22 protein-coding genes are annotated in these 23,957 nt (G+C 73.4%); 11 read left to right on the plus strand and 11 right to left on the minus strand.

The window, feature by feature from the left end; all coding sequences use genetic code 11:
• Positions 1–125 precede the first annotated feature (125 nt).
• Positions 126–4,595, minus strand: coding sequence for an HAD-IC family P-type ATPase (locus ACFYPH_RS10550; RefSeq protein WP_387180829.1), 4,470 nt, complete (start codon positions 4,593–4,595; stop codon positions 126–128).
• 215 nt (positions 4,596–4,810) lie between these two features.
• Between ACFYPH_RS10550 and ACFYPH_RS10555 the strand changes: the two genes are divergently transcribed.
• The 6 genes from ACFYPH_RS10555 (at position 4,811) to ACFYPH_RS10580 (ending at position 8,933) form a co-directional block, all read left to right on the plus strand.
• Positions 4,811–5,071: a hypothetical protein gene (locus tag ACFYPH_RS10555; RefSeq protein WP_354854862.1), complete on the plus strand. Its 261-nt coding sequence runs from the start codon at positions 4,811–4,813 to the stop codon at positions 5,069–5,071.
• A 58-nt stretch (positions 5,072–5,129) separates the two neighbouring features.
• Positions 5,130–6,527 carry an MFS transporter gene (locus ACFYPH_RS10560; protein ID WP_387180833.1) on the plus strand — a complete coding sequence of 466 codons (1,398 nt, stop codon included), beginning with the start codon at positions 5,130–5,132 and terminating at the stop codon, positions 6,525–6,527.
• 44 nt (positions 6,528–6,571) lie between these two features.
• Positions 6,572–7,225 (plus strand): GAP family protein, encoded by a 654-nt coding sequence (locus ACFYPH_RS10565; protein WP_354854866.1) that lies wholly within the window; start codon positions 6,572–6,574, stop codon positions 7,223–7,225.
• 64 nt (positions 7,226–7,289) lie between these two features.
• Positions 7,290–8,069, plus strand: coding sequence for an NAD(P)H-binding protein (locus ACFYPH_RS10570; protein WP_354854868.1), 780 nt, complete (start codon positions 7,290–7,292; stop codon positions 8,067–8,069).
• Between the two features lie 37 nt (positions 8,070–8,106).
• Complete coding sequence (locus ACFYPH_RS10575) at positions 8,107–8,301, plus strand: hypothetical protein (RefSeq protein WP_354854870.1); 195 nt, start codon at positions 8,107–8,109, stop codon at positions 8,299–8,301.
• An 83-nt stretch (positions 8,302–8,384) separates the two neighbouring features.
• Entirely contained in the window at positions 8,385–8,933 is a 549-nt protein-coding gene (locus tag ACFYPH_RS10580) for a YbaK/EbsC family protein (RefSeq protein ID WP_387181463.1), read from the plus strand.
• Positions 8,934–8,986: 53 nt separating this feature from the next.
• Here the strand turns inward: ACFYPH_RS10580 and ACFYPH_RS10585 are convergent, their stop codons facing one another.
• From ACFYPH_RS10585 to ACFYPH_RS10610, 6 genes are read right to left on the minus strand one after another with little or no spacing between them, the layout of a single operon-like run.
• On the minus strand, positions 8,987–9,622 hold the full coding sequence (locus ACFYPH_RS10585) for a DsbA family protein (protein WP_387180837.1): 636 nt from the start codon (positions 9,620–9,622) through the stop codon (positions 8,987–8,989).
• A 20-nt stretch (positions 9,623–9,642) separates the two neighbouring features.
• Positions 9,643–10,071, minus strand: a complete 429-nt coding sequence (locus tag ACFYPH_RS10590; RefSeq protein ID WP_234584468.1) for a SufE family protein — start codon at positions 10,069–10,071, stop codon at positions 9,643–9,645.
• Between the two features lie 29 nt (positions 10,072–10,100).
• Positions 10,101–10,526: a CBS domain-containing protein gene (locus tag ACFYPH_RS10595; RefSeq protein WP_354854874.1), complete on the minus strand. Its 426-nt coding sequence runs from the start codon at positions 10,524–10,526 to the stop codon at positions 10,101–10,103.
• A 56-nt stretch (positions 10,527–10,582) separates the two neighbouring features.
• Complete coding sequence (locus ACFYPH_RS10600) at positions 10,583–12,352, minus strand: proline--tRNA ligase (protein ID WP_387180842.1); 1,770 nt, start codon at positions 12,350–12,352, stop codon at positions 10,583–10,585.
• A 53-nt stretch (positions 12,353–12,405) separates the two neighbouring features.
• Complete coding sequence (locus ACFYPH_RS10605; RefSeq protein ID WP_354854878.1) at positions 12,406–13,605, minus strand: hypothetical protein; 1,200 nt, start codon at positions 13,603–13,605, stop codon at positions 12,406–12,408.
• A complete protein-coding gene (locus ACFYPH_RS10610; RefSeq protein ID WP_354854880.1) occupies positions 13,491–14,630 on the minus strand; it encodes a transporter substrate-binding domain-containing protein in 1,140 nt (379 codons plus the stop codon). Before ACFYPH_RS10610 ends, ACFYPH_RS10605 begins: the two co-directional genes overlap by 115 nt.
• A 260-nt stretch (positions 14,631–14,890) precedes the next feature.
• Between ACFYPH_RS10610 and ACFYPH_RS10615 the strand changes: the two genes are divergently transcribed.
• From ACFYPH_RS10615 to ACFYPH_RS10625, 3 genes are all read left to right on the plus strand, one after another.
• Positions 14,891–15,658 (plus strand): SGNH/GDSL hydrolase family protein, encoded by a 768-nt coding sequence (locus ACFYPH_RS10615; protein ID WP_354854882.1) that lies wholly within the window; start codon positions 14,891–14,893, stop codon positions 15,656–15,658.
• 2 nt (positions 15,659–15,660) lie between these two features.
• Entirely contained in the window at positions 15,661–16,107 is a 447-nt protein-coding gene (locus ACFYPH_RS10620) for a hypothetical protein (RefSeq protein ID WP_387180847.1), read from the plus strand.
• Positions 16,108–16,179: 72 nt separating this feature from the next.
• Complete coding sequence (locus ACFYPH_RS10625; protein WP_387180850.1) at positions 16,180–17,082, plus strand: sulfurtransferase; 903 nt, start codon at positions 16,180–16,182, stop codon at positions 17,080–17,082.
• Between the two features lie 40 nt (positions 17,083–17,122).
• On the opposite strand, the gene ACFYPH_RS10630 is transcribed toward ACFYPH_RS10625, so the two are convergent.
• From ACFYPH_RS10630 to ACFYPH_RS10640, 3 genes are all read right to left on the minus strand, one after another.
• Entirely contained in the window at positions 17,123–18,304 is a 1,182-nt protein-coding gene (locus ACFYPH_RS10630; RefSeq protein WP_387180852.1) for a hypothetical protein, read from the minus strand.
• Complete coding sequence (locus tag ACFYPH_RS10635; RefSeq protein WP_387180855.1) at positions 18,301–18,858, minus strand: SigE family RNA polymerase sigma factor; 558 nt, start codon at positions 18,856–18,858, stop codon at positions 18,301–18,303. Before ACFYPH_RS10635 ends, ACFYPH_RS10630 begins: the two co-directional genes overlap by 4 nt.
• Before the next feature lie 68 nt (positions 18,859–18,926).
• Complete coding sequence (locus ACFYPH_RS10640; protein ID WP_354854890.1) at positions 18,927–19,508, minus strand: TetR family transcriptional regulator; 582 nt, start codon at positions 19,506–19,508, stop codon at positions 18,927–18,929.
• A gap of 107 nt (positions 19,509–19,615) precedes the next feature.
• On the opposite strand from ACFYPH_RS10640, the gene ACFYPH_RS10645 reads away from it, so the two are divergent.
• Positions 19,616–20,773: an FAD-dependent oxidoreductase gene (locus ACFYPH_RS10645; RefSeq protein ID WP_387180858.1), complete on the plus strand. Its 1,158-nt coding sequence runs from the start codon at positions 19,616–19,618 to the stop codon at positions 20,771–20,773.
• 17 nt (positions 20,774–20,790) lie between these two features.
• Here ACFYPH_RS10645 and ACFYPH_RS10650 read toward each other — a convergent pair whose 3' ends face one another.
• Positions 20,791–22,047 carry an MFS transporter gene (locus ACFYPH_RS10650; protein ID WP_387180861.1) on the minus strand — a complete coding sequence of 419 codons (1,257 nt, stop codon included), beginning with the start codon at positions 22,045–22,047 and terminating at the stop codon, positions 20,791–20,793.
• Positions 22,048–22,168: 121 nt separating this feature from the next.
• Between ACFYPH_RS10650 and ACFYPH_RS10655 the strand changes: the two genes are divergently transcribed.
• Positions 22,169–23,956, plus strand: coding sequence for an HSP90 family protein (locus ACFYPH_RS10655; RefSeq protein ID WP_387180864.1), 1,788 nt, complete (start codon positions 22,169–22,171; stop codon positions 23,954–23,956).
• The last annotated feature ends 1 nt before the right edge of the window (position 23,957 follow it).

The raw sequence follows: 23,957 nt of genomic DNA on the forward strand, positions 1-23,957 counted from the left end.
TCATCCGCAGCGCCGGGTCCGTGCGTCGGCGCGACCACAGACCCTTTCCGAGGTACGCCCGCTGGCCGCGGTGCAGGAAGTTCACCTCTCCCGGCTCCGGTACCCCAGCCGGTCCCGCTCAAGCGTCAGCCGTCCGTGGCCGTCCCTGCGGTCCCGGGAGTGGGCTGCGCGAGGTCGGGTCGTGCCGACGGAAGGTGCTCCACCAGTTTGGTGAGCGCGCCGTTGGCGAAGGTGGCACCGAGCGCCGATCCGGCGCCGATGGTCCAGCCCACCGGGCCGAGCGGCGTGCAGCCGAAGAACTGGCTCACCCCCGGCGTCTGCACCACCACGACCAGCACTCCCAGCGACGCCGCCGTGGACGCCAGCACGGCCGGGCTGGTGCCGCCGGCCAGGATGGTCTGGCCGAGCTGGGTGCCGACGAGCGAGACGAGGGCGACCGTTCCGGCCCGCCGCTGGCGGCCGGTGTACCGGGCCAACGTCCAGCCGACGGTCGCGCCCAGCGTGGTGGACGCCGCACGGAGCCCGATCTCCCTGCTGAGGGTCTCACCGAGCGACGCGTCGGGGCCCTCCCGGAGCAGACCGTCGGTGCGGTCCGAGGCGGGTGGGCGGACCGCGATGGCCAGCGCCGGCGCCAGGTCGGTGAGCAGGTTGACCAGCAGCAGTTGCCGCCCGGTGAGGGCGGAACGGCCGGTCACCGCGGCGGTGAGCACGCTGAACGCGATCTCGCCGAGGTTGCCGCCGACGAGGATGCTCAGCGCGTGGCGGACCGACGACCACATCGCGCGACCCTCGACCAGGGTGGCGATGATGGTCTCCAACCGGTCGTCGGTGACCACCAGGTCGGCGGCGGCCCGGGCCGCCGGCGTGCCGCGTTGGCCGAGGGCGATGCCGACGTCGGCCAGCCGGATCGCCGGGGCGTCGTTGGCGCCGTCGCCAGTCATCGCCACGGTCCGCCCGCACTTCTGCAACGCCTGGATGATGCGCACCTTGTGCGCCGGGGTGCAGCGGGCCACCACGTCGGTGTTGGCCAGCCGCTCGGCGAGCGCGTCGTCGTCCAACTGGTCGAGTTCGGTGGCGGTGACCACCCGCTGCTCGTTGTGCTCACTGATGGTGGCGGCGATCGCCTCGGCGGTGGCCGGGTGGTCGCCGGTGATCATGATGGTGTGCACCCCGGCCTGCCGGATCCGGCGTACCGCCGGGGCGGCGCTCTCCCGGACCCCGTCCGCGAGGGCCAGGAACCCCACGAAGGTCAGACCTCGGACGTCGGCGTCGGTGATGTGCGCGGCGTCCACCTCGCACTCCGCGACGGCCAGGATCCGGTGCCCCGCCCCGGCCCGGTCGGCCAGCAGACGGTGCAGTTCCGCGCGGCCGGCGTCGTCCAGCGGCTCCTGCCGGCCGTCGGCACGCCGCGTCGCGCAGCGTGGTAACACCGTCTCCGGGGCGCCCTTGACGCTCAGCAGCAGGCGGCCCTCGGTCTCGCCGATGCTCGCGTGGTAGCCGCGGGACGGTTCGAACGGCAGCCCGCCGGCCGCCCGCCAGCCGGCGGCGCCGGTCTGCTCCACCACCTGAGCCGTGGCGGCGCCCCGCCGGACCGCCCGGTCGGTCTGCAACGCCAACTCCTCCGGCTTGGCCGCGGCGGGGGTGGCCCGCAGCGCCGTGGCGAGGGTCAGTCGGAGTCGGTCGTCGAGCCGGTCCACCGCGGCGTACCGGTCGCCGACGCCGTCGCCGACCCCGGCGAGCAGCAACTGGCCCTCGGTGAGGGTGCCGGTCTTGTCGAAGCAGAGCACGTCCACCCGGCCCAACGCCTCGATCGTGCGGGGGTTGCGGACCAACGCGCCGTGCTCGGCCAGCCGCCGGGCGGCGGCCAGCTGCGCGGCGCTGACCAGGAACGGCAGCCCCTCCGGCACCGACGCGACGGCGAGGTTCGCGGCGGTCGCCGCCGTTTCGGCAAGCGGTACGCCCCGGAGCAGCCCCGCCCCGGCCACGGCGATCGCCGAACCCGCGGCCAACGGAATGGCGGCGCTGGTCAACGAGCCGAGCCGGGCCTCCACCCCGCTGGTCGGGGGCGCCTGCCGGACCAGCGCCAGGCTGCGTCCGGACTCGGTGTCGACGCCGGTCGCCACCACCACGGCGGTTCCTTGGCCGGCGGCGACGGTGGTGCCCTCGTACAGCATCGAGTGCCGGTCGGCGATGGCCGCGGCGACGACCGCCCGGTTGCTCTTGGCGACCGGCAGCGACTCGCCGGTCAGCGACGACTCGTCCGCCTCCAGCCCCACCGATTCGAGCACCCGGCAGTCGGCCGGCACCGAGTCTCCCGATTCGAGGGTGATGACGTCTCCGCGGACGAGGTCCTCGGCCGCGACGATTCGCTCGACGCCGTCCCGGCGGACCCGGGCCGTCACCGCCGAACGCGACAGCAGCTCCGCCAGCGACCGTTCGGTGTTGCGTTCGTGCACCGCCCCGATCAGGGCCGACCCACCGACGACGCTGCCCACCAGCGCGGCGTCGACAAGCGAGCCGAACGACGCGGAGAGCACCGCCCCGGCGGCCAGTACGGGGGTGAGCGGGTTGGACAGCTCGTCCAGGAACGCCCGCAGCAGGCCACCACCGGCGGGTGTGTCGCCGCCGCCCGCCCCCTGGCCATCGTGTCGGCGCTGCGCCTCCGCGCTGGCCAGCCCGTCCGGCGTGGTGCCCAGCTGGTCGAGCACGGTCCGGACCGGCATCAGGTGCCAGGCGGTCGTCACCGGCACCGGCGTGTCCGACCGGTCGGGCAACCGGCTGGCCCGCCAGACCCCGTTCGCGAAGGCGAGGCCGGCCGCGCCGTTGACCGCGACGAGCGACTTGTGGGGCAGCTGGGTCGGTGGGGCGGTGAACGCGCCCAGCGCCCCGAGGCCGGTGCCCGCCATGGCGAGCCGGATGTTCTGCTGCGTCATCCGCCGGGCCGCCCCGGTCGCCTCGATGATCAGGGCCACCACTCGCAGGTCGGTGCCGACCAGCAGGTGCGCTCCCCACGGCGGCAGCTCGTCCGGAGCGGACATCCCGAGGCCGCAGTCGGACGCGCCGAGCGCCGCCCGGTCCCCGGAGACCAGCATCACGACCGCCCCGTCGCGCTGCAACGCACGTACCGTGTCGGCCAGGTGGTCCCCGCCGGGCAGCAGCGCGTCGGCGAAGCCGTACCGCTGCTCGTCGCCGCCGGCCACGATCAGCTTCAGGCCGGCGTGGCGGGCAGCGGCCGGCAGGCTGTCGACACCCGGCGCGGGTTCGGGTTCGACCCGCAGCAGCGCCGTGAGCCGACCCGAGTGGGTGAGCCCGAGCAGTTGCCCGCCGGCCGCGCGCAGCCGCTCGCCGTCCGGCACGTCGCCGGGATCGCCCGCCGGGAACTGGTCCAGGGGTGCCAGCCGCCAGCCGTCCAGCTCCGGTGAACCGGTCGGGTCGCTCGGGTCGAACAGCGCGAACGCCCGCTCCGCCACCTCGTCGACGTCCACCTCGGCCGCCGGCGCCAGGTCGGCGAGTACGCCCCGCTCCGATCCGAGCACCGCCGCGTCCAGCACCAGCGTGTCGATCCGGTCCAGCTCCCGCAGCACGCCACGGTCCATCGCGATCACCCCGCGCCGGGCGAGGATCCGGCCGAGCTGTGCCGCGTACCCCTCTCGCCCACTGCCCGGGGCCTTGGGCAGCGCGGACAGGCCCAGCGCGGCGGCTCGCTTGCGCCCGGCGATCGGTGTCGCCGCCGCGGCGGCAGCCACGCCGGCGGTCAACATACGGTTGATGTAGTGCTCGACCGGGCCGTCCGGTTTCGGGCGGGGACGGTCGACCGCGGGCCACCGCGCGGTGGCGCGCTCGGGGTCGCCGGTCAGCCGCGGCTCGGCCTTCTCCCACGCGGCGAGTTGGGCCCGCGCCTCCCCCCACTGCACCATCCGTTGGGCGCCGTCGAGCACTATCCCCGTCCACCGGCCGGTCAGACCCTGCACCACCGCCTCAGCCAGCGGAAAGATGACGTCGGCGCGCGGGTCGGAGCGCAGCCGCCTGCCGACGAAGGCGTGCAGCTTCGGTTGCAGGTCCGCAGCGGCCAGCAGGCCGGCGACCTCGCCGGGCAGCGGCGCGAACGGCAGGAGCCGGGTGGCCGCCGTGATGGTCAGGCCCAGTGCGTCCGAGGCGAGGGCGCCCAGGGTGCGCGGCGTACGCGGCCCCTCCTCCGGCGGATGCGGGGGCGGGATCTCCGGATCCGGTTCGTGGTCGCAGGTTCCCTCGATCCGCCCGATCGTGGCGATGAGGTCCCGCAGCCGCGGCTCGGGCGCCTGCACGGCCACCACCACCCGGCCGGACGGGGCGTTCACCCGGGCCCAGGCCACCCCGGGCAACCGCTCCAGCGCGGCCTCCACCTGCCGGGCCAACCGGTCGCCACCGTCCTGGCAGACGCCGTGCACCTCGATGTGGTGCCGGCCGGGGCGCGACCAGACCCGACGCCGGGTCAGCCCGACCGTCCGGGCCAGCCGGGTCGCCGCCGACCCGACGGTCCGGGACGCCTCCCCGACCAGGTGCGGCACGCCGATGGACGGCAGGAGGCGGCCGGCGGCGCGACCCGCCGCCGTCATCGAGGCGTACGGCCGGACGGACGCCGACCCGACTCCCCGTTGTCGCTTGTGCCGTCGGTCATCTCGCCCTCCCACCGCCTCACGTCCGGCGGCCTGGCTTCCCGACCTGGCGTCCGTTATGCCCCTCGGACCACCGGAACTTTGCGGGGCTGGCCGCGCATGGACGGGGTGGACGGTGGAATCCGACGACCATCACCGGACACGGGGAGGCCGGAATGAGCACGCTGACACGACACCTCAACGGTTCACACGAGAACGTTCGGATGTACAGCCGACGGGTGGAGCTGCCGATGGTGGGCGAGGTGGCGGTGCCACCACCGGACAAGATCGCCTACTACGCCGGGCTCGGCGTGCTGGCCGCGTTGCAGGTGATCGAATGGCCGCTCGCCCTGGTGATCACCGCCGGGCATCTCCTGGCGGACCAGCACTTCTCGGGACTGGTACGCGGCGTCGGGGAGGCGCTCCAGGAAGCCTGACGAGAGCCGGGTCACCCCCGGTTGACATGAATCCGGGTTGAGGTCGCAGGCTCGGTGCATGTCGAGCCGAACCGCCACCCCCGTTCCGGTCCCCGCCGGGTTGTTCGCCCCCCGGCTGCGGGCGATGACGGTGGGCAGCGTCGCGCTGGTGTCGCTGCTGGCGTTCGAGGCGTTGGCGGTCGGCACGGCCATGCCGACCGTCGCGCGGAGCCTGGACGGGCTGGCGCTGTACGGGATCGCGTTCGGTGGCCCGTTCGCCGCCGGTGTGGTGGCCATGGTCGTTTCCGGGATCTGGTGTGACGCACGGGGGCCCCGAGGACCGATGTGGCACGGCGTCGGCTGGTTCGTGGTCGGGCTGCTGATCGCCGGGACCGCGCCGACGATGACCGCGTTGGTGGTCGGACGGGTCGTGCAGGGGTTCGGCTCGGGGTTGCTCTCGGTGGCGCTCTACGTGATCGTCGGGCAGGCGTACCCCGAGGAGTTGCATCGGCGCATCTTCGCCGCGTTCGCTGCGGCGTGGGTCGTACCGTCGCTGGTCGGGCCGGCGCTGGCCGGCCTGATTGTCGAGTACCTGGGCTGGCGGTGGGTCTTTCTCGTGGTGCCGGCGGTGGCCGTCCCGGCGGTGCTGCTGATCCATCCGGGCCTGCGGTCGCTCGACGCAACCGTGCCGAGCCGGCCACCGGCCGGCGCGATGGCCCGCATCGGCTGGGCCTGTGGGGCGGGCGTGAGCGCCGCACTGCTGCACATCGGGGGACAGCAGCGCGGCGTGACGGCCCTGGCGGTGATCGCGCTCGCCCTGGCCGGCCTGCTGGTCTGCGCTCCGCGCCTGCTGCCGCCGGGGTTCCTCCGGGCGGCCCGCGGACTGCCCACCGTGATCGGTCTGCGCGGTCTGGCGTCGGCGGCGTTCGTCGGCGCGGAGGTGGTCATCCCGCTGATGCTCTCCCGGGAGCGAGGGCTGTCGCCGACCGCCGCCGGGCTTGTACTCACGGTGGGCGCGTTGGCCTGGTCGGTGGGCTCCTGGGTGCAGGGCCGTTTTCCCGTGCCGGCCTCCCGGGCCAGCTTCCCCCGCGTCGGGTTGTGCTGCATCACGGCCGGCACCGCGACGGTGGCGTTGGCCGTCCGACCCGAGCTGCCGGTGGCCGTCGCCGTGCTGGGCTGGGCGGTGGCGGGGCTCGGTATGGGACTGCTGTACCCGTCGTTGTCGGTGCTCACCCTGGAGCTGTCCGCGCCCGGCGAGCAGGGGCGCAACAGCTCGTCGCTGCAACTGGGCGACTCGCTCTTCGCGGCGACCGTGCTGGCGCTCACCGGTGCCGTACTGGCTGCCGGGAGCGCGCCCGGCCCCGCCAGCTACGTGGTGACCCTGGCGGTGGCGGCCGGTCTGGCACTGGTCGGCGCGCTGCTGGCCGGCCGGGTGGTGATGGACGCAGACCACACGGCCGGGCGGGTGATCGGCTGAGGATTCGACGTGTCCGCACCGGGCGGGCGCGAGGATGGCAGGCGATGAACCTCCTGACCGTCCTGCCGCTGGCCGTGGTGATGGTCGCCGGAACGCAACTGGTCGTGGCGGTCTTCCTCGCCTCGTCCGACCGGCCCCGGGCCGCGTCGCTGGGCTTCCTCGCCGGCGCCGGCCTGGTGGTCGCCGTCGGGGTGACCGTGAGCTGGTTGTTGACCCGGTTGCTGGGCGGGTTGGCGACCGACGCCAGCGCGGCCGCCAGCAGGATCGATCGCGGTCCGGTCATCGACCTGGTGGTGCTCGCGCTGCTGGTGTGCCTGGCCCTGGTGGTCTGGCTGCGCCGCAACCGGTCCGGGCCGCCGCGCTGGTTGGGCAGCGTGAGCCACGCCCATCCGCGCTGGGCCGCACGGATGGGTGCCCTGCTCTTCGTGGTGACACCCACCGACGACCTCACCATGGCGACGGTCGGCGCGACAGTGGCCCGACACAACCTCCCCTGGTGGCACCTGGTGCCGTTCGTGCTGCTCACCGTGCTCCTGCTCGCGGTGCCGCTGCTGGCGTTGGTGCTGCTCGGGCAGAAGGCGGCGCGGGTGCTGGCCCGGATGCGGGAGTGGGCCGAGGGGCACTCCTGGATCGTCAACGAGATCGTGATCGCGTTCTTCGCGCTCCTGACCGTGCTGGATCTGGTCCGTTCGGGGTGAGCCGTCACGTGTGCCGTCGCGCGGCCGTCATCAGCACGACGGGTCCGCGGAGGAGGAGGGGACGATGAGGGTTCTGGTCACCGGGGCGGGTGGTCGACTGGGGAGCCACGTGCTGGCGCGGCTGCGCGACGACGGGATGAGCGTCCGGGCCAGCAGCCGCCGGCCGCGTACCGGCTCGGACGTCGAGTGGGTCGTGGCCGACCTGGCCACCGGCGACGGGCTGGCCGAGGCGGTGACCGGGGTGGACGCGGTGGTGCACCTGGCGTCCTCGCCCCGGGGGCGTACCCACCAGGTGGACGTGCTGGGCACCCGTCGGCTGGTGGTCGCCGCCGGCGCGGCCGGCGTCCAGCACCTGGTCTACATCTCGATCGTCGGGGTGGACCGGGTGCCGATCCCGTACTACCGGTACAAGCTGGCAGCCGAGCAGGTGGTCGCGGCCGGCCCGGTGCCGTGGTCGGTGCTGCGCGCCACCCAGTTCCCCGAGTTCCTCGACGATCTGCTGGCGACCAGCGCGCGGCTGGGCCCGGTGGTCGGCGACCGGGCGGTGCTCGCCCAGCCGGTCGACCCGGGTGAGGTGGCCGCCCGGCTCGCGGCCCGGGTGGCCGCCGGCCCGCTCGGGGGCATCGAGGAGTTCGGTGGGCCGCAGGTGCTCCGCTTCGACGAGGCGGTCCGTGCCTGGCGGGAGGCGCGCGGGTCACGCCGGCCGCTGCTGCCGGTACGAATCCCCGGCCGCCTCGGGCGCGAACTGCGCGCCGGTGGGTTGGTCACCGAGGCGCTGCCTCGCGGTGTGCGTACCTGGGCCGACCACCTCGCGGACACGTACGGGGGAACCGCACGGAGATGAGACGGATAGCGGTTCACGTTCGCCTTACGGTGACGCCATGTTCGTTGTCGTCACCACGGTGATCCTCTACGTTTTCGGTTTCGTCTTCCTCTACGGCGTGATCCGGCTGGGTGTCCGGCACGCGATGGAGGACCTGGAGCTGCAGCGGGCCAAAGCCCGACGCGAGGAGGAACTGGCGGCCGCCCGCGACCGTTCCTTCCTGCGCGACAACGCGTTCCTCGCCGGCAGTTGAGCCGCGACGTGGAGGTGGTGTCGCGAGACGGCTCGGGAGTCGGCGGGCGATCCGGCGGCGCGGGTGCGAGGATCGCACCCGTGATGGGAACGCTGAAGACCGAACCGGCCCGTGCCCGCCTCGATCTGCTCGCCGCGCCGGTGGCGGAGGCCATCGCCCAGTGGCCGGCCAACGCGCCGGTGGACGTCGACGACGTCCTGGTCGCGCCGATCGACGCCGACCTCGCCGACACGGCGGCGTTCTGCGAGGCGTACGAGGTGGGGCTGGACGTGTCGGCCAACTGCGTCGTGGTGGCCGGAAAGCGCGAGGGTGTGGTCCGCTACGCGGCCTGCATCGTGCTGGCCACCACCCGGGCCGACGTGAACGGCGTGGCCCGGCGGGCGCTGGACGTGCGCAAGGCGAGCTTCGCCCCGATGACCGACGCGGTCGAGTTGACCGGCATGGAGTACGGCGGCATCACCCCGATCGGGCTGCCGGCCCAGTGGCCGATCCTGGTGGACGCGCGGGTGATCGCCACTCCGCACGTGATCATCGGGTCCGGCGTACGGCACAGCAAGATCGCGCTGCCGGGGCCGGCACTGGGCGCGCTGCCCGGCGCGCAGGTGGTCGAAGGGCTGGCCAGACCAGTCTGACCAGGCACCGACATCGATACCGTTGCACGTGAAACATCGCCCCGGTCGATGTCTCAGCGTGCTGCGGCCTCCCGCTGCTCGACCTCGGCCAGCGCGGCGAGGAGCGTGGACGTCTCCTGGGCGCCGCTGACCGCGTACTTCCCGGCCAGTACGAACGTCGGGACGCTCGTGATGCCCAGGTCGCGGGCGGCGGCGAGTTCGGCGGCGAGTTCGGCGGTCCGCTCGTCGGAGTCGAGGAACCGGCGGGCATCGGCGGCGTCCAGGCCGATCGAGCCGGCGATCGTCGCCAGCACCTCCCGGGAACCGATGTCGAGGCCCTTCGTGAAGTGCGCCTGGTACAGGGCCTCCACCATCTCGGCCGCCCGGCCGTGCTCGGTGGCGTAGGCGACCAGTCGGTGGGCGTCGAAGGTGTTCGCGGCCACCGCACGGTCGTAGTCCAGCCGAAGCCCGTCACCCGCTGCGGCCTGGGTCACTCGCGCGACCATCTGCCGGGCACGCTCCGGGCCGCCGAACTTGTCGGCCAGCGCGTCGATGATCGGGCGGGGCTCGGGCACCGGCGACGGGTCGAGTTGGAACGGCCGGTAGCGGACGGTCACCTCGCCGTCGTAGCGGGCGAGCGCCTCGTCCAGGCGACGCTTGCCCAGGTAGCACCACGGGCAGACGACGTCGGCGTAGATCTCAATCTCCATGATCGGTGCCAACTGCCGGCTCAGTCGAGTTGTTCCCGGACCTGCCGCTTGAGCCGGCCCAGGATCGCCGTGCCGCCGCGCACCCGCAGCGGGCTGATCGCCTGGGCCAGGCCCATCCGCTGGTACAGGTCGTCCGGCACGGCCAGCACCTCCTCGGCGCTCGCGCCGGCCAGACCCTCGGCGAGGATCCCGGCGAACGCCCGGGTGGTGGGCGCCTCCGGCGGGCAGTCGAAGAGGGTCTCGACGGTCCCGTCCGGCGTCACCCGGGCGCGCAGGAAGAACGCGGTCTGGCACTCGGGCACCTGCTCCATGCCCTCGTGCCCGGCGGCGTCGGCGGGCAGCGGCGGGATGACGTCGGCGTACTCCAGCAGCATCTCCAGCACCAGGTCGCGTGGCGCGGCGGCGAACTCGTCGACGATCTCGGCCAGTCGGGCCGGCATGTCAGCCATGTGTCGAGGCTACCGCTGGCGCCGACGGCTCACGTGGTCGGAGACTGTTCGCTGATCTCGCTCAACGCGCTGGTCGGGTCGAGCTGCATGGCCAGGTCACCGAGCGAGACGATCCCAACCAGCTTGCGGTCGCTGTCGCATACGAGCACGCGGCGGATGCCCCGGTCCCGCATGAGCGCCGCAGCCTCACCCGCCGTGCAGTGCTGCTCGATCATGACCACCTCGCGGGTGACGATCGAGCCGATGGTGGTGGCCGCCGGCGAGCTGTTCTCGGCCACCGCCCGCACCACGATGTCCCGGTCGGTGAGCATGCCGGCGAGGGTGGCGCCGTCGGTGACCACCACGTCGCCGATGTCCGCCTCCTTCATCACCCTGGCCGCCTCGTCCAGGGTGGTCTCGGCCGACAGGTACACGACCTGTTTGGTCATCACGTCGCTGACCCGGTAACCGGTCATGAGATCCTCCGAAGACGTATCACCCGATCCGACTGCACTACCCCGTGACGCGGTGGCTACACCAGGTTCGCACGCTCCAGGCGGGCCTCGTCGACGATCCGCTCCACCACACCGTCCACCGGCAGCTCCGCGCGCCCGTCGCCGGCCCGCTCGCGCAACTCCACGTACCCGTCGGCCAGTCGGCGGCCGACCACGACGGTGCGGGGGATGCCGATCAGCTCCGCGTCGGTGAACTTCACCCCGGCCGAGACGTGCGTCCGGTCGTCGACCAGCACCCGCAGGCCGGCGGCGGCCAGGCGCCCGCCGAGGTCCAGCGCCGCGTCGAGCTGCGGGCCCTTGCCGGCGACCACCAGGTGTACGTCACACGGCGCGATTGCCGCCGGCCAGATGAGTCCCCGGTCGTCGTGGTGCTGCTCGGCGATGGCCGCGACCGCCCGGGAGATCCCGATGCCGTAGCAGCCCATGGTGGGCCGGACCGGCTTGCCGGCGGGCCCGAGCACGTCGACCGCGAACGCGTCGGTGTAGCGGCGACCGAGCTGGAAGATGTGCCCGATCTCGATGCCCCGCCGGATGGTCAGCTCGCCGTCGCCGCAGTCGGGGCACGGGTCGCCGGCGCGCACCTCGGCCGCCTCGACCGTGCCGTCGGGCGTGAAGTCCCGCCCGCAGACCACGCCCGTCGCGTGTCGACCCGGCTCGTTCGCCCCGGTCAGCCACGCGGAGCCGGTCACCACCCGGGGATCGACCAGGTAGCGGATGCCGAGCTTGGCGAGCATCTGCGGACCGATGTACCCGCGCACCAGCTCCGGATGCTCGGACCACTCGTCGAAGACGGCCACCTGGGCCGGCTCCAGCGCGGCGCCGAGCCGCTTCAGGTCGACCTCCCGGTCACCGGGCAACCCGACCACCAGGGGTTCGGCCCGTTCGGCGCCGGGCTGACGCACGGTCAGGACGACGTTCTTCAGGGTGTCGGCGGCGGTCCAGTCGTCGCGGTCCCCGAGCCGACGGGCGTTCGCCACCTCGACCAGGCTGGCGATCGTCGCGGTCTCGGGGGTGTCGTGCACCTGCGTCGCGGGCGCGGTGGCGAGGTCGATGGCGGCGGGTGCCCGGGTGACGACGGCCTCGGTGTTGGCCGCGTAGCCGCAGGCGGTGCAGCCGACGTACGTGTCCTCGCCGACCGGGGTCGCTGCCAGGAACTCCTCCGACGCCGAGCCGCCCATCGCGCCGGACATCGCGTGCACCACAGTGTGCTCCAGGCCCAGCCGGTCGAAGATCCGCTGGTACGCCGCCCGGTGCCGCGCGTACGCGTCCCGCAGCCCCGCCTCGTCCAGGTCGAAGGAGTACGCGTCCTTCATCAGGAACTCCCGGCCGCGCAGCACACCGGCCCGGGGCCGTGCCTCGTCGCGGAACTTCGTCTGCACCTGGAACAGCGTCACCGGGAAATCCCGGTACGAGGTGAACACGTCCTTGACCAGCAGCGCCGCCATCTCCTCGTGGGTGGGTGCCAGCAGGTGCTCGGCGCCGCGCCGGTCGGCGAGGGTGAAGAGGAGGTCGCCGTACTCCGTCCACCGGCCGCTCGTCCGGTACGGCTCGGCGGGCAGCAGCGCCGGGAAGTGCACCTCCTGGTCGCCGATCGCGGTCAGCTCGGCACGCACCACCTCGGTGATCCGGTCCAGCACCAGCTTGCCCAGCGGCAGCCACGTGTAGCCGCCCGGTGCGGCGCGACGGATGTAACCGGCGCGCAGCAGCAGCCGATGGCTCGGCACCTCCGCGTCGGCCGGATCCTCGCGCAGGGTCCGCAGCAACAGGGTCGACATGCGTAGCAGCATTCGGGCAGCCTAAGACCGCCGGTCCCGGTGCGGCGATCCAATTCGGTCCCGGGTCACGTGTCGCCGGGAAGGCGGCCCTCGCAGCGGACGTCCGGGTCGGCCACCGGCCGCCGGGGCATCATCCAGTTGAGCGCGGTCTCCTCCACCGGCCAGCCCCGCACCGACACCAGGCTGTACGGAACCGCCGCCGGCTGGGGGCAGAGGACCTGCGACTCGACCCACCCGTTCGGCAGGAACCGCACGGTGGCGGTCCGGTCCAGCATGATCGTCGACGTGTCGGTAACCGTGATGAGCGCGCCGAGCACCACCTCCGGGCCGCCGTTGGCCGTCGGCGGGCCGTCCCCACCGTCCAGGCCTGCCGTGCCGCCGTTCGTCGGAGCAGCCGACGCGCTCGAGGCCGGGCCGCCCGGGGCTGCCGAGGCCGTGACGTCCGGGGCCGGCGAGGCCGATTGCTTCGGGACCACCTCGACCGCGGCGGTGGGCAGCAGCGGCACCCGGAGGAAGACCGCGCCCATCACCACCGGGAGCACGGCGGCGACCGTGAACGCCAGACCGTGGGTCAGCGTCGGGGCGATCCAGCCGGGGATCGGGCCGGTGAGCAGCACGGTGGCGGCGGGCGGCACCGCCAGCAGCGCGGCCGTGGCCACCTCGCCATCCTGGTACGCCGTCCAGATGGCCGGGCCCAGCACGGTGTACGCCAGGACCGCCGCGGCCAGCGGCAGGGCCACGCTGACCAGCAGGATCCGGGTCGGCTGGTCAGGATGCAGGTAGCGGGTGCGCAGCGCGAGCAGCCAGAGGCCGAGCATCAGCAGCGACGGCAGGAAGCGGAGCTGCCAGGTGAGGGCCCCCAGCGCGACCGCCGCGCTGATCACCCAACCGGGGGTACGTGCCGTCCCGGAGGCCAGTAGTGACCGTTCCGGGTCGAACCGGTCCGGAGCGCTGAGCCGGAGCAGTCGACCGAGGACGCCGAAGGTGAGCACGACCACGGGGAACGCCCACACCAGGGCGATCAGCAGCGCGCTGAGCAGGCCGAGCGGACTGACGTACTGGACCAGCAGCAGCATCGTGGACATGTCCTGTTGGCTGAGCTGCCACAGTCGCAGGACCAGGAGCAGGACGGGGAAGGTGGGAAGGAGGGTCAGCAGCCACTGCTGCGCCTGCCGCGCCCCCGCCATCCGGCGCGGGCGGACCGCCTTGGCGGAGCTGGTGGTGATCCGGGGTACGCCGGGGGCGGTAGCGCGATCCTCTCCCACGGCCACTGTCGCACCTCCACCTTCCTCGGATCGGGTTGCTGCTGTTCCGCGACCGGCTGCGGGAGGTTGTATCCCTGCTGCCAACGGAGGTTGGCGTTGTACGCGTTCTCCCAGGCCGAGTCGTTCTCGTCCTTGGCCGACTTGTAGAGCGCAAGGTCGACCAGGTCGAGCAGGGCCTGGTTGGGGCCGGTGTTGACGCCCCAGCGCTCCTGGGGCGACGAGCCGATGTCCCAGTGCCGCAGCGGTTTCACGTTCTTGAGGGTCACCGGGAAGTGTTGACCGTCGCCGTCCGGCTGGTCGCCGGTGACGAAGCCGGCGAGGATCGCCGCGTCGGTGGTGACGGCCTGCACCTTGCCGTCGTACAGCTCCTGGATGCACTCGCTGATCCTGTTTCGACCCACCGGCGAGGCGCCGGCCTCGGCGAGGCGCTGGATGGACGTCGAGGTGGTCAGCGAGCAGACCGTCAGCCCACGCAGATCCTCCAGGCTGCTCACCTGCTTCTGGTAGCTCTTCAACGTCACCACCGACTGCTCGGTGTTCAGGTACGCGGCCGAGAAGACGGCACCCTCCTCCCTGCGCTTGTCGTTGATGCTGTACGACGCGATGACCAGGTCGACGATGACGAACCCCTCGCCGTCCTGGGCCTGTCGACGGGCCCGGTCCTCGCTCTCGATCGGCACGAAACGCACCTGGGAGTGGTCGAACCCGAGGTAGCTCGCGATCATGTACGCGATGTCGACGTCGAAGCCCTTCCAGACGTTGTTCGGGAGGCGCTGCGAGATGCCCGGCTGGTCGTCCTTCACGCCGATGACGAGCTGCTGCTTGCCCTTGAGGCCGGCGTCCTCCAGCAACTCGTCCCGGGTCGGCGGGCCCATCGCGAGGACGATCGGGACCAGGGCGGCGGCCAGGACGGCCAGCGCGACGATGAGCCCCACGAGTCGGATCTGGCGGGTCCGCGTGGTGCGCGACGATGGGGGCACCGCCGGGGCCGGCCCGGTGGGGCTCGGCTCGCTTGCCTGACTCAACTGGGCCCTCCCCACTGCGCGGTCCGGTGACCGGCCCCTCATTGTGCGGCCTCAATGCGAGCCACGGCACTCCACCACCAGCCGGATTGGCGACACGACGCCATCTCCCCGATATCGGGGTATCCGGGGCAGTGGGACACCGCGACATCGGCGATCCCGCGCGGATCAAGTGCGTTCCGCCACGTCGGCGGATCGGGGCGTCGCCGGCCGTGCCTCCGGTGACAGACTGGTCGCCGCAGGCAACGGGTGAGGGAGGCGCGGTGCGCTGGCGCAGTTTCGTCGCGGTCGGGGACAGCTTCACCGAGGGTATGGACGACGCGTACCCGGACGGCACCTACCGGGGTTGGGCGGACCTGGTGGCAACCCGGCTCGCCGCCGAGGCCGGCCCCGACTTCCGGTACGCGAACCTGGCCATCCGGGGCCGGCTCTTTCCCGGTGTCGTCGCCGAGCAGGTGCCCTCCGCGGTGGCGATGAAGCCCGATCTGATCAGCTTCGCGGCCGGCGGCAACGACGTGCTGCGGCGCACCTTCGACCCGGACACGTTGGTCTCCCGCTTCGACGAGGTCGTTCGGCAGCTGCGCTCGGGCGGCGCGGACGTGCTGCTCTTCCGATTCGCGGACGTGATGGCACGGCTGCCCGGTCAACGTCTCGTCGCTCCCCGGGTGCAACTGCTCAACCAGGCGGTCGGTGAGACCGCCGAGCGGCACGGCGCCATCCTGGTCGACCTGTACGCCGACGACACGTTCCTCAACCCGATGCTCTGGAGCACCGACCGGCTGCACCTCTCCCCGGCCGGGCACCGGCGGGTCGCCGGGCAGGTGCTGAACGCGCTCGGCGTGGGCTGCGACGAGGAGTGGCTGATGGTCCCGCCGCACCCGGCGCCGTCGCCGTGGCTGGCCGCCCGCGCGGCCGACCTGCGCTGGGCCGGGCAGTACCTGGCCCCGTGGATCAGGCGGCGGCTCACCGGCCGGTCGTCCGGTGACACGGTGACCGCGAAGCGTCCGCTGCTCGGCCCGCTCGTCGACTGACCGTGCGCACCCTGCACACCGCGCCGCTGCTGCGCCGTGAACGGGACGGCGAGCCGGTTCCGGAGCACGCCGTGCTGGTGGACGGCGACCGGGTCGAGGCCGTGGGTCCGCTGGCCGAGCTGAGCGAGACGTACGCGGGGGTGCGGGTCCGCCGATGGCCCGGCGTGCTGGGTCCGGGCCTGCTGCACGACGGCCCGCTGCCGGCGGCACCCACCCCACGCGAACGGGTGCACACGCTGCTGCGTAGCGGAGTGACGGCGGTGCTGGCGGAACACCTGGCCGAGCCGGCGCTGCGGGCCGCCGTCGACCGGAGCGACCTGCTGGTGCTGCCGGCGCCCGTGGTGCCGAGCCTGCATCCGGGTGGACGCGCCGACCTGTCGGCGCACGACGCCGACGGCGCCTGCATCGCGACCGTGGCCGCCGGCCGGATCGTCCACCGGCGGGCGTGAGCACGCCTCACGTGGGCCGCGTCGCATCTGATGGCCGACCGTCGGGCGGTGTTGCGGCGTAACTTGGGGATCATGTCTGTGCCGAACGATCCTGATCCCCGCCTCCAGTCGTACGCCGACCCGCAGCGGCTGGTCACCAACGACTGGTTGGCCGAGCACCTGGGCGACGAGGGCCTCGTCGTGGTCGAGTCCGACGAGGACGTCCTGCTCTACGAATCCGGTCACATCCCCGGTGCCGTCAAGGTCGACTGGCACCTCGACCTGAACGACCAGGTCACCCGGGACTACCTCGACGCGACGAGCTTCGCCGAGATGTGTGCCGCGAAGGGCATCGGCCGGGGCGACACCGTGGTCTTCTACGGCGACAACTTCAACTGGTGGGCCGCGTACGCCCTCTGGGTGTTCTCGCTCTTCGGCCACGCCGACGTGCGCCTGCTCGACGGCGGCCGGCAGAAGTGGATCGCCGAGGGGCGCGAGGTGACCCGCGACAAGCCGGCCCGGCCCCGCGCCGACTACCCCGTGCCGCTGCGGGACGACGCGCCGCTGCGGGCGTTCCGTGAGCAGGTGATGGCGCACATCGCCGTGGGCCGGCCGCTGGTCGACGTCCGGTCCCCGGGCGAGTACACGGGCGAGATGCTGCACATGCCCGACTACCCGCAGGAGGGCGCGCTGCGCGGCGGGCACATCCCGGGCGCGGTCAGCAAGCCCTGGAAGTCGGCGGCGAATGAGGACGGCACGTTCAAGTCCGCCGACGAGCTGAAGGCCATCTACGCCGACCAGCTCGGGTTGAGCCCGGACGACGACGTGATCGCGTACTGCCGGATCGGTGAGCGGTCCAGCCACACCTGGTTCGTGCTGCGGCACCTGCTGGGCTACCCGCAGGTGCGCAACTACGACGGCTCGTGGACGGAGTGGGGCAACCTGGTCCGGGCGCCCGTGGTGAAGGGCGACCAGCCCGGCGGCATCGCCGCCTGACCGGTTCTGCGGAGCTAACCGGCTGAGGGCTCGACGACTCTCAGCCGGCCAGCGCCAGCACGCCGGGTAGGTCCCGGATGATCCCGGTGATCTCGCCGGTCTCCGGGTCCCAGCGAGCCAGGGCGGCCGGTTCCAGGCTGAGCAGCACCGCTCCCTTGTTGTCCCAGCCCAACACCGGGCAGCAGCCCTTGGCGCGATCCCGACCGAGGTCGAGCAGGTGGGTCACCGCGCCGGTACGGGAGTCCAGCACGGCCACCCCCTCGGCGCCGTCGATGTCGTTGTTGGTGATCATGGCGGCCCTCGCCAGGCGACCGCCGTGCAGCCAACCCCGGCCGTAGAACTCATTCACCTCGTACGGTGACGGCAGCACGCCGTCGGTTATCCGCTGCTCGGAGCGGATCGTGGCCTCGCGGGCGGACCGGTTGCGCAGCGTCAGGCTGCCCCGTTCGCCGATCATCTCGATCAGCGCCGCCTCGCGGCCGGCTTCCGGGTCGGGTGCCACCACGTTCCAGGCCGACACGTCGATGGTGCCTGCCGCCTCGGTGTCGCGCTCCACCGCGTACGTCCGGTTGCCGCCGCCGACCAGGACCCGGTCGTGCGCCCACACCACCAGCTCCAGGTAGCCGTCGAGCGGGATCCGGCGTACGCCCGCCGCGGTGAGGTCAACCATGATCAGCTCGTTGGTCTGCGGGAAGGCCGCCCAACGCCCGTCCGGCGACAACACTCCCGGCTGTACGGCGGTCGCCTCGTTGCCGTCCGCGTCCCGGGTCGGCGCCAGCGTCACCACGTCGAGACCGCGCACGACGCCGTCGTCGCCGAGGATCCGGACCGGGCCGTCCGCGCGGTTCTCCTCGTCGACGGGCTGGAACAGCGCCAACGCCCGCTGGACCGGTCGCTCGGACAGCGGCACGGTCGCCGGGCCGCTCAGCCGGTTCAGCGGATCGGGTGGAAACGTCAGCTCGGCCGGCGGACGCTGCACGGGATCGGCGTGGGTGGGCTCGACGGTCGGCACCACCGTGTGGTTCAGGGGCGGACCGGGGGACGGCCGGCGGACGGCCGCCGTGCCACCGCCGACCAGCACCACGGCCAGAACTGCCGCGCCGAGCACCCGTCGGGTACGACGCGTGCGCCGCGCCCGGTCCCAGCCGGCCGTCGCGGGCTTGCTGGGCAGCACGTCCTCCACGCTGACGGCGAACAGTTGACGCAGATCCCGCTCGTTCACTGGTTCACCTCCAGGTCGGCGGTCGGGTCGCCGGAGCGGGTCGCGCGCCGGCTCGATCGGCCATCTCCGGTGAGATCGGGGGCCACCTCGCGAAGCCGGCGCAGCGCCACGTGGCACTGGCTCTTCACGGTGCCGACGGTCACCCCGAGCGCCTCCGCCGTGGCGACCTCGGTCAGGTCCTCGTAGTAGCGCAGCACCAGCACGGCCCGCTGCCGGGGCGGCAGCAGCCCCAGCGCGTCGTGCAGGGTCAGCCGCAGCGCGCCGTCACGGTCGGGGGCCACCTGTTCCGGCGGTGCGGGGCTGAGCCACTCCCGGCGTCGACGCCGCCACCACGACACCGCATCCCGGTAGAGGATGGCCCGCACGTAGGCGGCGGGATCGCCGTCGCGGACGGAGGTCCAGCGCAGCGCCAGCTTCAGCAGGGCGTCCTGGAGAAGGTCCTCGGCCTGGTGCCGGTCGCCGCAGATCAGGAAGGCCGCACGCAGCAGACGGTGCTGGTTGCTCTCCACGAAGGCGAGGTAGCCGTCGCGGCCGTCGTTCGCCGTCGATCCCATCCGCACCCCTTCCGGCCGCCACGGTGCGCGTCACCCGACAGACGCATGGGGAGGGGAAAAAGGTTGGGTCAGGTCTGCGGCAGCCCGGTCAGGTAGCGCTGGAGGGTCGGCGCGACCCAGGAGACCAGCTCCTCCGGGTCGACGTCCACCATCGGTGGGAGCCGGACGACGTAGCGGGTGAAGGCGAGGCCCAGGATCTGGCTGGCCACCAGGCCGGCACGCCGGGCGGTCAGCGCCGGGTCGGTGCCGAACGTGGCCACGGCCGCGGTGAGCTGGTCGGCGAAGATGCCGCGCATCCGTTCGGCCGCGCCCGGGTTGGTGCTGGCGGCCCGCAGCAGCGCCACAAGCGTCTCGTCGCCCTCCCACCGGGCGAGGAAGTGCCGGACCAGCACCTCGCCGAGCTGCTCGGACGACACGGCGGCCAGGTCGGGCAGGCGGAGGTCGAACTCGGCCGCCGCCGCGAACAGACCCTCCTTGCTGCCGTAGTACCGCATGACCATCGACGGGTCGATCCGGGCGTCGGCGGCGATGGCCCGGATCGTGGCGCGCTCGTATCCGTCGGCGGCGAACCGCTCGCGGGCTGCTCGCAGGATCGCCGCGCGGGTGGCGTCCGATCGGCGGGGGTGGGTCGGGTGGGCGGGCGCGGTCATGTCAACGACCGTATGCCAACGGTTGTTGACACACAACGACCGCCGTCCTAGCGTTGCCAACAACCGTTTGCCAACACCCGTTGGCAACAGTCGTTCCGGAGGTGGCCATGCTGCCCACGAGCACCGACGTCCTGGTGGTGGGTGCCGGCCCCACCGGCCTCGCCACCGCACTGACGCTGGCCCGTCGCGGGATCGACGTGACAGTGCTGGACCAGCAGGCCGAACCGCCACAGACGTCCCGCGCGGCCGTCGTGCACGCGTACACCCTGGAGGTGCTGGACCGGATCGGCGTCGCGGCGCCACTGGTGGCCCAGGGGGTGCGTGCGCCGCGCTTCACGGTCCGCGACCGGGACCGGACGCTGCTGTCGGTTCCGTTCCACCGGTTGCCGTCCCGTTTCCCCTACGCCCTGCTGGTCTCCCAGGCGGTCACCGAGGCCGTGCTCGTCGGGCAGTTGGCCAACCTCGGCGTCCGGGTACGACGGCCGTGCCGGCTGACCGACCTGAGCCCGACCGCCGCCGGGGTGCTCGCGCGGGTCGACGGTGTGGACCTGCGCGCCCGGTACGTGGTCGGCGCGGACGGCCTGCACAGCACCGTCCGGCAGGCGGCCGGCATCGGCTTCGCCGGCCCCAGCGACGAGGAGTCCTTCGTGCTCGCCGACGTGCGGGTCGACAGCGCGCTGCCCCGCGACGAGGCCGCGCTGTTCCTCGCCCGTCCCGGGCCGCTGGTCTGGGCGCCACTGCCGAACGGCGTGGTCCGGCTGGTCGCCGCTGTGCCGACAGCACCGCCCGAGCCGGATCGGGCGTACCTTCAGGCGCTGCTCGACGAGCGCGGCCCGACCCGCCGGCCCGACCGGGTGACCGAGGTGCTGTGGGGTTCCCGGTTCCGGGTGCACCACCGGATCGCCGACACCTTCCGGGCCGGGCCGGTGCTGCTGGCCGGGGACGCCGGGCACGTGCACAGCCCCGCCGGCGGGCAGGGCATGAACCTCGGCATCTGCGACGCGGTGGCCCTCGGCACGGCCCTGGCCGAGGTGCTCGCCGGTGGCCCGGAGACGCTGCTCGACGACTACACCGCCCGGCAGCGCCCGATGGCCGAGGACGTGGTGAGCTTCGCCGCCGGGCTGACCCGGCTGGCCACCACCTCCCCGGCCCGCCGACCGGCCCGCGACGCGCTGCTCCGGCTGCTCGGGGCCGTACCCCCGGTCCGGCAGCGGATCGCGCTGCGCCTGTCCGGGCTGTCCCACGCGGAACGCGGCGCGGGCTGAGGTGCACGACGTGCTGCTCAGCGCGACGGCTGGGGTGCTGTGCTGTCGTCGGTGGGGGCGACCACCGGCGACACCGACGCGACCGGCCGCAGCGTTCGCCACGCCACCAGCGTGACAAGCGCGAACGTGCCAGCCGCGGCACCCGCCACCGGCACCGTCCCGTACGCGGCGGCGGCCAGCCCGGCGACCGCCGCGCCGACGGGTGCGGTGAGCAGCCCGACCATCCGCTGCGCGGCACCCACCCGACCTAGCAGTCTGCCCGGCACGTGCCGCTGCCCGTACGACGCCGCCAGGCTGTTCCACACGACGGTGCCGGCGGCGAAGACGGCCAGCGCGACCCCGCCCGGCACCGGTTGCCGGGCCAGCGCGAACACGACCAGCGCGACGGTCTGCGCGGCGAGCACCACCCGCAGCGCGGACACCGTGCCGAGCCGGGCGGCGAGTCGGCCCGCCCCGAGCGCCCCGCCCACGCCGCCGACAATGGCGCCCGCCGCGAACAGCCCGTATCCGGCCGCCGGCACGCGCAGCACGTCCAGCGCGTAGAGCACCAGCACCGCCATCAGACCGCTGATCGCCAGGTTGCTCGCGGCGGCCAGCAGGGTGACCCGCCACAGTGTCCGGTCGCCGCGCAGCCAGCGCATCCCCTCGGTGATCTCGCTCCACACCGACAGGCGTCCAACGGCCGGCCCGGTGACCACGGCGGGCGTCGGAGTGAGGGCCAGCACGAGCAGGGCCGCCACCGCGAAGGTGACGGCGTCCAGAGCGAACGGCAGGGCGGGAGCGGTGGCGAAGAGGACACCAGCGGCCGGCGCGCCGAGAAAGCCGCCGGCCACCGCGCTCCCCGCCTGGAGCCTTCCGTTCGCCCGGGGCAGCGCGGCCGGCGACACGACCCCGGGCAGCAGCGCGAACGAGGCCGAGTCGAAGAGGGTGCCCAACGCGGCGAGGAGGAACGCGGCCGCCAGCAGCGTCACGACGGCAGCCCGGTCGAGGACGACCGCCACGGCCACCGCCGCCACCACCGCCGCGCGTACCCCGTCGATGCAGGCCATCGTCCGTCGGCGGTCCCAGCGGTCCGCGTACACGCCGCCGAGCAGGCCGAAGAGCAGCGGCGGAAGCTGCCCGGCCACGGTGACCGCCGCGATGATCCGAGGGTCGCGGGTCAGTGTCGCGGCCAGCAGGGCCAGCGCCGGCGTGCGCAGCGCGTCCCCGAGCCGGGACGAGACGGCGGCGGACCAGAGCAGCCGGAAATCCCGGCCCAGAGCGGAGGAGGTCATGCCGCCGAACGTGCCCTCTCGACCGGGTCGAGGGTCAAGCCGCCGGGCGAAAGGGGGACGCGGGCCGTCGGTGATCATCGGTACGGTGGGCGCCGGCATCGGGACCGGGGAGAACTCAGGCGTGGACCACACTTTCCAGGTCGACCTGCGTGGCGTGGTCGACCTGCTCAGCCATCACCTCTACGGCAGCCCGCGGGTGTACGTCCGTGAGCTGCTCCAGAACGCCGTGGACGCGATCACCGCCCGGCGTACGACCGAGCCGGACGCCCCGGCGCTGGTCCGCATCGAGCCGCCGGAGATCACCGGCGACGGCACCCTGCGGGTGTACGACACCGGCGTCGGCCTGACCGAGGCGCAGGTGCACGAGCTGTTGGCCACCATCGGCCGCAGCTCCAAACGCGACGAGCTGGGCTTCTCCCGGCACGAGTTCCTCGGCCAGTTCGGCATCGGCCTGCTCTCCTGCTTCCTGGTCGCCGACGAGATCCAGGTGCTCACCCGGCACGGCGACAACCCCACGGTCCGGTGGACCGGGTACGCCGACGGCCGCTACGCCGTGACCGTGGCCCCGCCGGAGGCCGCCCGCGTCGAGCCGGGCACCACTGTCACGCTGGTGCCCCGTCGCGACGCCGACCAGTGGTTCGCCACCCCGACCGTCACCGACCTGGCGCGGCTCTTCGGCTCGCTGCTGCCGGTCACCGTCCGGGTCGGCGACACGGTCACCACCACCGGCGAACCCCCGTGGGCGACCACGCCGGGGGCACCGCTCGACCGCGCGGCGCTGATCAGGTACGCCCGGGAGACGCTCGGCGTGGAGCCGTTCGACGTGCTGCCGCTGGCCGTGCCGGAGGCGGGGCTGACCGGTGTCGCCGTCATCCTGCCCACCCCGGTGAACCCGGCGGCCCGGGCCGGGCACCGCGTCTACCTCAAGCGGATGCTGCTCACCGAGAACGCCGACAGCCTGCTGCCGGACTGGGCGTTCTTCGCGCACTGCGTGGTCGACGCGACCGAGCTGCGCCCGACGGCCAGCCGCGAGGCCCTCTACGAGGACACCCTGCTCACCGCGACCCGGGAGGCGCTCGGCGACCAGGTACGCGGCTGGCTGGTCCGGCTGGCGCGACACGACCCGCACCGGCTGGCCGAGTTCCTCCAGGTGCACCACCTCGGCGTGAAGGCGCTGGCGCTGCACGACGACGAGATGCTCCGGCTGGTCGACAGGTGGTGGCCGATGGACACCAACGTCGGCACGCTCACGCTCGCCGAGTTCCGCGAACGCCACGGGGTGCTCCGCTACGCGGCCAGCCTCGACGAGTTCCGCCAACTCGCCGCCGTGGCCGCCGCACAGGACCTGGCGGTGGTGAACGCCGGCTACACGTACGACACCGAGCTGATCGAGCGGCTACCGGCGGTGGACCGGTCGGTGCTGATCGAACGGCTGGAGCCGAGCGACCTCACCACCCGGTTCGAGGCCCTCGACCCGCAGGTCGAACTGGCGCTGCGGCCGTTCCTCACCGCCGCGCAGCGGGCCGTCGAACGGTCCGGCTGCGAGGTGGTCATCCGGGCGTACGACCCGGTCTCGCTGCCCGCGCTCTACCTGGTCAGCCGGTCGGCGGCGTTCAACGACCAGCTCGCCGCCAGCCGCGACCGCGCCGACGAGCTGTGGTGCGGAGTGCTCGACGCGCTCGCCGCCACCGCCCCACCGGACCGCCCGCAACTGGTGCTCAACCACCGCAACCCGCTGGTCCGGCGGGTCACGATGCTGGGCGACCCGGAGCTGGTCGGCCTCGCCATCGAGGCGCTGTACGGGCAGGCGCTGCTGCTCGGCCACCATCCGATCCGCGCTGCCGACGCCGCGCTGCTGAACGATTCCTTCCTCGGCCTGCTCGGCCGGGCCGTGCCGGGACGGGAGTGAC

The sequence above is a fragment of the Micromonospora sp. NPDC005252 genome, assembly GCF_042872475.1.
Lineage (GTDB): Bacteria > Actinomycetota > Actinomycetes > Mycobacteriales > Micromonosporaceae > Micromonospora.

Excerpts from the sequence above, each read along its gene's own strand:
- ACFYPH_RS10565 (WP_354854866.1), top strand. The coding sequence starts at position 6,572 with ATGAACCTCCTGACCGTCCTGCCGCTGGCCGTGGTGATGGTCGCCGGA.
- ACFYPH_RS10595 (WP_354854874.1), bottom strand. The coding sequence starts at position 10,526 with ATGACCGGTTACCGGGTCAGCGACGTGATGACCAAACAGGTCGTGTAC.
- ACFYPH_RS10635 (WP_387180855.1), bottom strand. The coding sequence starts at position 18,858 with ATGGGATCGACGGCGAACGACGGCCGCGACGGCTACCTCGCCTTCGTG.
- ACFYPH_RS10585 (WP_387180837.1), bottom strand. The coding sequence starts at position 9,622 with ATGGAGATTGAGATCTACGCCGACGTCGTCTGCCCGTGGTGCTACCTG.
- ACFYPH_RS10590 (WP_234584468.1), bottom strand. The coding sequence starts at position 10,071 with ATGGCTGACATGCCGGCCCGACTGGCCGAGATCGTCGACGAGTTCGCC.
- ACFYPH_RS10600 (WP_387180842.1), bottom strand. The coding sequence starts at position 12,352 with ATGCTGCTACGCATGTCGACCCTGTTGCTGCGGACCCTGCGCGAGGAT.
- ACFYPH_RS10625 (WP_387180850.1), top strand. The coding sequence starts at position 16,180 with ATGTCTGTGCCGAACGATCCTGATCCCCGCCTCCAGTCGTACGCCGAC.
- ACFYPH_RS10640 (WP_354854890.1), bottom strand. The coding sequence starts at position 19,508 with ATGACCGCGCCCGCCCACCCGACCCACCCCCGCCGATCGGACGCCACC.
- ACFYPH_RS10555 (WP_354854862.1), top strand. The coding sequence starts at position 4,811 with ATGAGCACGCTGACACGACACCTCAACGGTTCACACGAGAACGTTCGG.
- ACFYPH_RS10570 (WP_354854868.1), top strand. The coding sequence starts at position 7,290 with ATGAGGGTTCTGGTCACCGGGGCGGGTGGTCGACTGGGGAGCCACGTG.
- ACFYPH_RS10650 (WP_387180861.1), bottom strand. The coding sequence starts at position 22,047 with ATGACCTCCTCCGCTCTGGGCCGGGATTTCCGGCTGCTCTGGTCCGCC.
- ACFYPH_RS10560 (WP_387180833.1), top strand. The coding sequence starts at position 5,130 with ATGTCGAGCCGAACCGCCACCCCCGTTCCGGTCCCCGCCGGGTTGTTC.
- ACFYPH_RS10645 (WP_387180858.1), top strand. The coding sequence starts at position 19,616 with ATGCTGCCCACGAGCACCGACGTCCTGGTGGTGGGTGCCGGCCCCACC.
- ACFYPH_RS10575 (WP_354854870.1), top strand. The coding sequence starts at position 8,107 with ATGTTCGTTGTCGTCACCACGGTGATCCTCTACGTTTTCGGTTTCGTC.
- ACFYPH_RS10550 (WP_387180829.1), bottom strand. The coding sequence starts at position 4,595 with ATGACGGCGGCGGGTCGCGCCGCCGGCCGCCTCCTGCCGTCCATCGGC.
- ACFYPH_RS10580 (WP_387181463.1), top strand. The coding sequence starts at position 8,385 with ATGGGAACGCTGAAGACCGAACCGGCCCGTGCCCGCCTCGATCTGCTC.